This window comes from Prevotella sp. kh1p2 (assembly GCF_900111525.1).
Classification (GTDB): Bacteria; Bacteroidota; Bacteroidia; order Bacteroidales; family Bacteroidaceae; genus Prevotella.
In genome coordinates this window covers 1-9,491 of sequence record NZ_FOHY01000033.1, presented here as the reverse complement: position 1 = coordinate 9,491, position 9,491 = coordinate 1, and the positions used below count along the sequence as shown (strand labels likewise).

The following is a 9,491-nucleotide window of genomic DNA, read 5'->3' as shown; positions in this document are numbered from 1 at the left end:
GGCCGTGGAGCTCTATAACACCGTGCGTCCGCACCAGAGCCTGGGCATGCGCACGCCCCTGGAAGAGATGCAGCGGCTCCTTTCCCTGGCCGCATGATAGCCACAGAGGCTCCCGGGGGCTGCGAGCCCCCGGCCGCAAGGCCGCCCCCCGGTGTTTTTCATCAATTCAACGTTCCACTTAAAATAAGGAGGTCAAAGAGTCCGCAGAAAACAGAAAATGATTAACTTTGCATCCGGAAGACAGCTGTCAACCCAAAGTGCACTTAACAGAAAAACCTGACAACCAGATTTCCACATAAGAAATTTCTTGTCAACCTAAAGAACATTTAACTACAAAAACTGTCAACTAAATCCAGGACAGGACGTTCTCTCTTACTTCTGTCGGTATGCTCCGTGAACTTTCGACACCTGTCAAACGATTATGCGACAAGTGTCGAATTCATGTGCGACACTTGTCGAAAGTTCCCGAAAGATGCTTTCAAGCACCTCGTTACAATATTGTAGGATTGCCGGCAGGCATGTGTCTGATACCCCTTGCTCATCTGAAACTCAGACAGACGTGGCTGCTGCAGTCCCCTGTTTGGTTTATCTTACGTTAAAGCAAAATAAAATTCGCCATTCTTTCTTGCCTAATGAAGATTATTTGTTATCTTTGCGACTAAATATATAAGAACAAGAAAAGATACACCAAGTATCAAATTATGGCAAAGATTAAAACTATCGGAATACTTACTTCCGGCGGTGACGCTCCCGGCATGAATGCCGCCATACGCGCCGTGACTCGTGCCGGCATTTGCAACGGCTTCAATATCAAAGGCATCTACAGAGGTTATGACGGCCTCATCAACGGCGAAATAATAGATTTTACTACCGAGAATGTAAGTGGCATCATCCTGCAGGGCGGCACCATCCTGAAGACCGCCCGCTCCAAAGATTTCATGACGGAGGAAGGTAAGCGCAAAGCTTACGACAACATGGTAAAAGAGGGGATAGACGCTTTGGTGGTGATAGGCGGAAACGGTTCGCTGACAGGAGCCATGGAATTTGCCCGGGAATACGAAGTTTGTTGTATCGGACTGCCCGGAACGATTGATAACGATCTCTACGGAACCGATTCCACCATAGGCTACGACACCACGCTGAACACCATCGTAGAGTGTGTGGACAGGATAAGAGACACGGCCCAAAGCCACGAACGCATATTCTTTGTTGAAGTAATGGGACGAGACGCCGGTTTCTTGGCTCAGAATTCGGCCATAGCCTGCGGCGCCGAGGCTGCTATCATACCCGAAGACAGTACGGACGTAGACCAGTTGGCGCACTTCATGGAGCGAGGTATCCGCAAGTCCAAGCGTTCCTGTATCGTGATAGTGTCAGAGAGTCCCAAGTGTGGAGCACTCTATTACGCCGAACGAGTACGCAAGGAGTTCCCGGAATACGACGTGCGCGTTTCAATCTTAGGACACCTGCAGCGAGGCGGTCGGCCGTCGGCACACGACCGTATCTTGGCATCGCGTACCGGGGTAGGGGCTATCGAGGCCATCATCCAGGGACAGCGCAACATCATGGTGGGTGTAAGAAACAACGAAGTTGTGTATGTCCCACTGAGTGAAGCCATCCGTTCGGACAAGCCGTTCGACAAGAAACTCATCAAGGTTCTGGACGAGTTGAGCATATAAAACAAGGTAATAAAGTAAAAGAAAAGTTTCATTCTCGCAGAAAAAATGCCGTTTCATTTGTTATTTTCAAATTTAATTTGTATTTTTGTCTGCCAAGAAAGACAGCATATCAGTTAACAATAAAAACATAAGCTTATGTCACAAATAAACGGACGTATCTCTCAGATAATCGGTCCTGTTATCGATGTGTATTTCGATATACAAGGTCAGGACCCTGAAAAAGTGCTTCCAAAGATTTACGAAGCCCTGAAAGTTGAACGTCCTGACGGCCGCGAACTTATTATAGAAGTGCAGCAACATATCGGTGAAGACACCGTTAGGTGTGTAGCTATGGATAATACGGACGGTTTGCAGCGCGATTTGGAGGTCATTCCTACCGGGAGTCCAATCACTATGCCGGCCGGTGAACAAATCAAAGGGCGAATGATGAATGTCATTGGCCGCCCCATCGACGGCATGGAACCGCTGAACATGGAGGGCGCATATCCTATTCACAGGGAGGCGCCTAAGTTCGACGAGCTGTCAACCCGTAAGGAGATGCTCGCTACGGGCATCAAAGTCATCGACCTGCTGGAGCCCTACATGAAAGGTGGCAAGATTGGATTGTTCGGTGGTGCCGGTGTAGGCAAAACCGTACTCATCATGGAATTGATTAACAATATTGCCAAGGGCCACGACGGTTACTCTGTTTTTGCCGGAGTGGGGGAGCGCACCCGCGAGGGCAACGACCTGATTCGCGACATGCTCGAATCAGGTGTTATCCGCTACGGAGAGAAGTTCCGCAAGGCAATGGAGGAAGGTAAATGGGATTTGTCGCTCGTTGACCCAGAGGAACTGAAGAACTCTCAGGCTACCTTAGTCTACGGTCAGATGAATGAACCGCCGGGGGCACGCGCATCGGTGGCATTATCCGGGCTGACAGTAGCCGAGGAATTCCGTGATCATGGCGGCAAGAACGGCGAGCCGACAGATATCATGTTCTTCATTGACAATATTTTCCGCTTCACTCAGGCAGGTTCAGAGGTTTCGGCATTGCTTGGTCGTATGCCGTCGGCTGTAGGTTATCAGCCTACTCTGGCTTCTGAAATGGGTGCCATGCAGGAGCGCATTACATCGACAACGAAGGGCTCCATTACGTCCGTGCAGGCTGTTTACGTGCCTGCAGACGACTTGACCGACCCTGCTCCTGCAACAACTTTCACCCACCTGGATGCCACGACAGAGTTGTCCAGAAAGATTACCGAGCTTGGTATTTACCCTGCGGTAGATCCGCTGGGCAGTACATCGCGAATACTTGACCCGTTAATCGTGGGCAAGGAACACTACGACTGTGCCCAGCGAGTGAAGCAGTTGCTGCAGCGATATGCCGAACTGCAGGATATCATTGCCATTCTGGGTATGGACGAACTTTCGGATGAAGACAAGATAACCGTGGCACGCGCCCGCCGTGTACAGCGTTTCCTCTCGCAGCCCTTTGCCGTTGCAGAGCAGTTTACGGGTGTACCCGGAGTAATGGTAAGCATTGAAGATACCATCAAAGGCTTCAACATGATTATGGACGGAGAGGTGGATGACCTGCCGGAGCAGGCTTTCCTGAATGTTGGCACCATTGACGATGCCATTGCGAAAGGAAAGAAACTGCTTGAGCAAGCTAAAGGTTAGGGCGCACTTCACCATAATATAATATGAAAGCTACAATTATATGTTGAAGTTAAGAGTCGTAAGTCCGGAGAAGATTATTTTCGACGGCGAGGTACAGAGCGTATCGGTTCCCGGAACTCTCGGAGCTTTCGAGATTCTGACCGACCATGCTCCCATCATCTCCAGTTTGGAAAAAGGAGTGGTGGAATATGCCACCAACAGCGGTAAAAAGCAACTCCAAATTACCGGTGGGTTTGTGGAAGTGAAACAGAATGAGGTCAGTCTTTGCGTAGAAGTCTGACAGTAAGTAAGAGAATATAAAGACGTAAATGGCAGTAATAGCAAATGACATCATCTTGACCGTGTCCCGGCGATATAAAAAAATATCACTGTGGGTAATCTGCGCCATTTCGCTGATACTTCTTTTCGCCATGAACCTGATGCAGAATGTTTCGGGGTTAAACGCCCTGCTGGTGAGTGCAGTCTATTCTCTCGTTCTGTCTTTCGGCTATGGGGAAGCATGGTATCGTGCTGCAAAATCATCACCTACTGCCCTCACACGGTTTTATCTCGTTGCAATGGTCATTCGCCTTTTACTCGGCGCTGTAGTTGTGCTTGTAAATTGTTTGCTGATGAAGGATAACCGCGATGCCATTATTCGCTTTGTAATCATCTTCAGTATCTTCTACGCAGCAACCATCATGCTGGATGCCATATACTTTGCCCGGGTGGAAAAGAAAAATATTATCAATAAAAAGAAATGAAACATATCACGCAAATTCTCTGTCTGCTGCTTGTACTCTTTACAGCTTCGCCGGCGCATGCTGCCGAAGAAAAGAAGGAGGGTATAGACCTGCAGGGAATTCTGATGGGACATATAAAGGATGCTTACGAGTGGCATATCACGGATATAGGTTCGCATAAAGTCATTTTGCATCTGCCAGTGATTGTAAAGAGTTCTACGGGATGGCATGCTTTCTGCAGTTCGCAATTCAGCGAAGAAGCTGATGAAAAGGGAAACCGCCCGGGTCCCTACGGACTCTATATCTCGGGCAGTGAAAAACATGAGCATAAAGTCTGCGAAATGGTAAACGGCAAGGAAGTCCGGCCGTTCGACATTTCCATTACCAAGACCGTTGTCGTGCTTTTCATAGACGCCATTATTCTTTTGCTGTGTATCTTGATACCGGCAAGATGGTGCAGGAAACACAAGGTGGATGACCCTGCACCAAAGGGATTTACGGGGTTGATGCACATGTTTGTGATGAATGTATATGATGACATCATCAAACCAACACTGGGCGAAGAGTCGGATAAGTATGCTCCTTATCTACTTACCTGTTTCTTCTTTATCTTTGTAGCAAACATCATGGGTATCGTGCCGTTTCCACCTGGCGGCGGTAACCTGACCGGTAACATCACCTGCACTTGCTTCTTGGCACTGTGCACTTACGTGATAACGAATGTTACCGGTACTAAGGCGTATTGGAAAGATATCTTCTGGGGCGATGTTCCCACTTGGTTGAAAGTGCCGGTACCCTTGATGCCTGTCATAGAGTTCTTCAGTACACTGACCAAGCCTTTTGCGTTGATGGTTCGACTCTTTGCCAACATGATGGCCGGGCATGCCATCGCATTGAGTTTTGCATGTATTATCTTCGTGATGTTCGCTATCAATGCAGCTTTCGGCACGGCTATGACCGTTGTCAGTGTGGCTATGAGTATATTCATGATGCTGCTCGAAGTGCTGGTGAGCTATATCCAGGCTATGGTTTTTACCATGCTGAGCGCCGTGTTTATCTCGTTGGCCCACGTAAGGGAAGCTGAAGAACATTCACACTAAATATATAATAAAAGGAAAACAGAAATATAATATACAAAGAACAATTAAAATTTTAAGACTATGTTATCATTATTATTAGCTGCTGACGCAGTTGCAAAATTAGGTGCCGCCATCGGCGGTGGTATTGCTGCTATTGGTGCAGGTATTGGTATTGGACGTATTGGCGGTAACGCAATGGACGCCATGGCACGCCAACCGGAAAAAATCAGCGACCTCCGTTCGGCCATGATTGTTGCAGCTGCTCTTGTAGAAGGTGTGGCTTTCTTTGCTGCCATCATCGCACTGTTAGCCCTGTTCGTTTAAAAAATCATGAGAATAAAGGCATATAACATTCATGCCGGTTTCTCGATCGTAAATTTAAAACAAGAAACATGTCATTAATAACTCCCGATTTTGGATTGTTCTTCTGGATGGCGGTCGTCTTCTTCATCGTCCTTGCTATCTTGTGGAAATGGGGGTTCCCGGTTATTGTCAAAATGACAAATGACCGCAAAGCCTACATTGACGACAGTCTCCGCAAGGCTCATGAAGCAAACGAACGATTGGCTAATATCCAGAAAGAAGGTGAATCCATATTGCAAGAGGCGCGTGAACGTCAGGCTCAGATATTGAAAGAGGCTACGGAAACACGTGATGCTATCGTGGAGAAGGCTCAGGATAAAGCGAAAGACGAGAGTGCACGACTACTTGATGACGCAAAAGCGGAAATAGAATCTGAAAAGCAGAATGCTATCCGCGACATCCGTTCTCAGGTAGCAGAGCTCAGTATTCAAATAGCAGAGAAAATTCTTCGCGAAAAGCTGTCAAAAGACAGTGCTCAAATGGATATGATTGACAAACTCCTGGATGAGGTTTCTGTTGATAAAATGACTAATTAAGCCTATGGATATTGGTGTAATTTCAGTTCGTTATGCCCGTGCTCTTCTGAAAATAGCAATGGAGCTTAACCTCGATGAACAAGTTTACCAAGAAATGCAGGTGCTTGGTGCCTGCTATCTTAAGGTACCCGAACTGAGGTTCACGATTGACAACCCGATGCTGTTGGATAACAAGAAGCAACAGCTGCTTGAAACCGCATGTGGGCAACAGCCGTCTGAACTGACGAAGAAATTTATATCTCTTGTTCTCAAAGAGGGTAGGGAGAACTTTCTTCAGTTCATGGCTGCTGCATACATCACACTCTATAGGAAACAGAACAACATCACTCGAGGAAAATTAATCACTGCCGTTGCCGTTTCATCTGACGTAGAAGAGAAAATGCGCAAAATGGTAGAGGCTAAAACTCAGGGAACTGTGGAGTTCAATACTGAGACGGCTCCTGATATTATTGGAGGCTTTATACTCGAATATGATACTTATCGCATGGATGCAAGTGTTAAAAGTCAGCTACATTCCATACTCACAGAATTAAGGAAATAATAAAGGAAATAACAGGAGGCAAGGATTACCAATCCTTTTTCCTGCTTAATTTCAATACTAAAATTAAGAAATATGTCAGACAAAATAAAACCCAGCGAGGTTTCAGAAGTTCTGCTCCAGCAACTTAGAGGCATCACCTCTGACGAGAAATTTGACGAGGTCGGAACCGTGTTGACCGTCAGCGACGGTGTTGCACGAATCTATGGACTTCGCAATGCAGAGGCAAACGAACTCTTGGAGTTTGAAAACGGGACAATGGCAATTGTCATGAACTTAGAAGAAGACAACGTTGGTTGCATTCTTTTGGGTCCAACTGCCGGTATAAAGGAGGGACAGAAGGTAAAACGCACCCACCATATCGCCTCTATCAGGGTAAATGATAACTTTCTGGGCAGAGTTGTCAATCCTCTTGGCAACCCTATTGACGGAAAGGGAGACATAGATTTGGAGAACTCGTTCGAGATGCCTCTTGACCGTAAAGCTCCCGGAGTTATTTATCGTCAGCCCGTAAAGGAGCCGCTGCAAACCGGACTAAAGGCCGTAGACTCAATGATTCCCATTGGGCGAGGTCAGCGAGAGCTGATTATCGGCGACAGGCAGACGGGCAAGACAGCAATAGCAGTCGATACGATTATCAACCAGAAGAGTTTCTATGAGCAGGGAAAACCGGTTTATTGTATCTATGTAGCAATAGGGCAGAAGGCTTCTACTGTTGCAACATTAGTGCAGACACTGAAGGAGCACGGGGCTTTGCCGTACACTATCGTAGTAAGCGCAACAGCTGCTGACCCAGCCGCCATGCAATATTATGCACCTTTTGCCGGCGCCGCCATCGGCGAATATTTTCGCGATAGAGGATACTCTGCGCTCGTGGTCTACGACGATTTATCCAAACAAGCTGTGGCTTACCGCGAAGTTTCCCTGATTTTGCGTCGTCCGTCCGGACGTGAAGCCTACCCGGGCGATGTGTTCTTCCTTCATTCCCGTTTGCTTGAGCGTGCTGCCAGAATTAACGATCAGCAGGAAGTAGCAGAACTCATGAACGACCTACCGAAATGTATGAAGGGTCATGTAAAAGGTGGAGGCTCGCTGACTGCGCTTCCAATTATTGAGACACAGGCTGGCGACGTTTCTGCTTACATCCCCACGAACGTGATTTCCATCACTGACGGTCAGATATACCTTGAAACAGACCTGTTCAACCAAGGCTTCAGACCTGCTATCAATGTTGGTATTTCTGTTTCGCGCGTAGGAGGATCAGCACAAATCAAGAGCATGAAGAAGGTTGCCGGTACTCTGAAAATTGATATGGCACAATATCGAGAGTTGGAGGCTTTCTCCAAATTCTCCAGCGATATGGACCCCGTAACCGCCATGACCATTGACCGCGGACGCAAGAACAATCAGTTGCTCATCCAGCCGCAATACAATCCCATGCCTGTTGGTGAGCAGATAGCCATTCTGTACTGCGGTGTACACGGTTTGATGCACGATGTTCCGGTAACACAGGTCAGAGTCTGCCAAGACCAATTCCTTGAGCAAATGCGCAATCAGCATGCCGATGTAATTGAAACGCTTACATCCGGCCAGCTTACCGATGAAGTCATTAAAACCATTGAGGAAGTCATGTCAGGTATCGTAGCACAATTTAAAGCATAACAAGCTATGGCATCACTGAAAGAAATCAAGAAGCGCATTGCCAGCGTCAATAGTACTCGCAAAATAACGAGTGCCATGAAGATGGTTGCGTCCTCTAAACTCCACCATGCTCAGGTTGCCATTCAGAACATGCTGCCATACGAGAACCTGTTAGAACACATTCTCAAGGCTTTCTTAGTCTCCACGCCTGAAGCTCATGTTTCATTTGAGACTCCAACCCGTAAGGTTCATAAAGTTGCTTTGGTCGTGTACTCAAGCAACAGTTCCTTGTGCGGCGGCTTCAATGCCAATGTACTCAAGCTGATGTCTCAAATCATCAATGAGTATAAATCAAGCGGCGTTACCCAATTTGTAATTTATCCGATAGGGCGTAAAGTTGCCGAAAGGGTACAAAAAAAGGGTATGTCTTCGGGAGGAGATTTTCTGGAATTGGCCGAGAAACCCAATGCACGCGAGTGTGCCAATATAGCACAGGAGCTCACGGACAGATATAATCGTGGCGAAATAGACAAAGTAGAACTTGTTTATCATCATTTCAAAAGTGCTGGTTCTCAAATTCTTACGCGGCGCCAATTTCTTCCAATTGACTTGTCTACCGAAAGCATCGGAGATATGAACGACAGGGACTTGTCAAGTAATGTAGTAACAGCCAAAGCACAAGAATATTTGCGCAAAAAAGCTGCAAACAAGCAACGGGCTAAAGAAAATATTGTTCCTCTGAACGATGATTTTATTGTCGAGCCAGATTTACCTACAGTACTGAAGTCTTTGATACCAAAATTGCTTAATCTGATGATTTACACCGCATTGTTAGATAGCAATGCTTCAGAACACGCTGCACGAATGGTTGCCATGCAAACAGCAACTGACAATGCAGATGACATAATCAGAGAACTCAATCTCCAATACAACAAAAGTCGGCAGGCTGCTATTACAAGCGAATTGCTTGATATTGTTGGTGGCACTGTCAATAACTGATTTAACTGCTCATTCTGATAATCATAAAAGGAAGAGGGTACAAAAGTGCTCTCTTCCTTTTTAATTCTATTAATTTATCATAATATTATTTATATTGAAAAACGGCATCTTTAAGAATTTAGATCAATGACCTGTACTGAATAAGTTGACAGTTTACATCAAACAAAAAAAGTAAAAAGTCATGAAACAGTACAATGAAATCGAAAAATTAGAGTTATCACGCTCGACGAACTTCGCGCCCAGCTGCTCGAGGAGCGCAAGGCGCATGAAGC

Annotated in this window: 11 protein-coding genes; all 11 read left to right on the top strand. The window is 46.5% G+C overall.

The features are described 5' to 3' along the window. Positions 1-4 precede the first annotated feature (4 nt). The 11 genes from BMW31_RS13705 (at position 5) to BMW31_RS12965 (ending at position 9,219) form a co-directional block, all read left to right on the top strand. Positions 5-97: an integrase core domain-containing protein gene (locus BMW31_RS13705; RefSeq protein WP_410524451.1), complete on the top strand. Its 93-nt coding sequence runs from the start codon at positions 5-7 to the stop codon at positions 95-97. 604 nt (positions 98-701) lie between these two features. Continuing rightward, the gene (pfkA, locus tag BMW31_RS13010; protein ID WP_091826689.1) at positions 702-1,679 is read left to right on the top strand and encodes a 6-phosphofructokinase; all 978 of its coding nucleotides are present in this window, start codon (positions 702-704) and stop codon (positions 1,677-1,679) included. A 135-nt stretch (positions 1,680-1,814) separates the two neighbouring features. Then, positions 1,815-3,341, top strand: coding sequence for a F0F1 ATP synthase subunit beta (gene atpD, locus BMW31_RS13005; protein ID WP_091826687.1), 1,527 nt, complete (start codon positions 1,815-1,817; stop codon positions 3,339-3,341). Between the two features lie 40 nt (positions 3,342-3,381). Continuing rightward, positions 3,382-3,621, top strand: a complete 240-nt coding sequence (atpC, locus tag BMW31_RS13000; protein ID WP_091826685.1) for an ATP synthase F1 subunit epsilon — start codon at positions 3,382-3,384, stop codon at positions 3,619-3,621. 28 nt (positions 3,622-3,649) lie between these two features. Beyond that, complete coding sequence (locus BMW31_RS12995; RefSeq protein WP_091826683.1) at positions 3,650-4,084, top strand: hypothetical protein; 435 nt, start codon at positions 3,650-3,652, stop codon at positions 4,082-4,084. Beyond that, complete coding sequence (gene atpB / locus BMW31_RS12990; RefSeq protein ID WP_091826680.1) at positions 4,081-5,163, top strand: F0F1 ATP synthase subunit A; 1,083 nt, start codon at positions 4,081-4,083, stop codon at positions 5,161-5,163. Before BMW31_RS12995 ends, atpB begins: the two co-directional genes overlap by 4 nt. Before the next feature lie 60 nt (positions 5,164-5,223). Then, positions 5,224-5,466: an ATP synthase F0 subunit C gene (gene atpE, locus BMW31_RS12985; protein WP_091826678.1), complete on the top strand. Its 243-nt coding sequence runs from the start codon at positions 5,224-5,226 to the stop codon at positions 5,464-5,466. A gap of 68 nt (positions 5,467-5,534) precedes the next feature. Continuing rightward, a complete protein-coding gene (gene atpF, locus BMW31_RS12980) occupies positions 5,535-6,041 on the top strand; it encodes a F0F1 ATP synthase subunit B (protein ID WP_091826676.1) in 507 nt (168 codons plus the stop codon). Positions 6,042-6,045: 4 nt separating this feature from the next. After that, complete coding sequence (locus tag BMW31_RS12975) at positions 6,046-6,582, top strand: F0F1 ATP synthase subunit delta (protein WP_091826674.1); 537 nt, start codon at positions 6,046-6,048, stop codon at positions 6,580-6,582. A 72-nt stretch (positions 6,583-6,654) separates the two neighbouring features. Continuing rightward, complete coding sequence (gene atpA / locus BMW31_RS12970; RefSeq protein WP_091826672.1) at positions 6,655-8,241, top strand: F0F1 ATP synthase subunit alpha; 1,587 nt, start codon at positions 6,655-6,657, stop codon at positions 8,239-8,241. 6 nt (positions 8,242-8,247) lie between these two features. Next, complete coding sequence (locus BMW31_RS12965; protein ID WP_091826669.1) at positions 8,248-9,219, top strand: F0F1 ATP synthase subunit gamma; 972 nt, start codon at positions 8,248-8,250, stop codon at positions 9,217-9,219. The last annotated feature ends 272 nt before the right edge of the window (positions 9,220-9,491 follow it).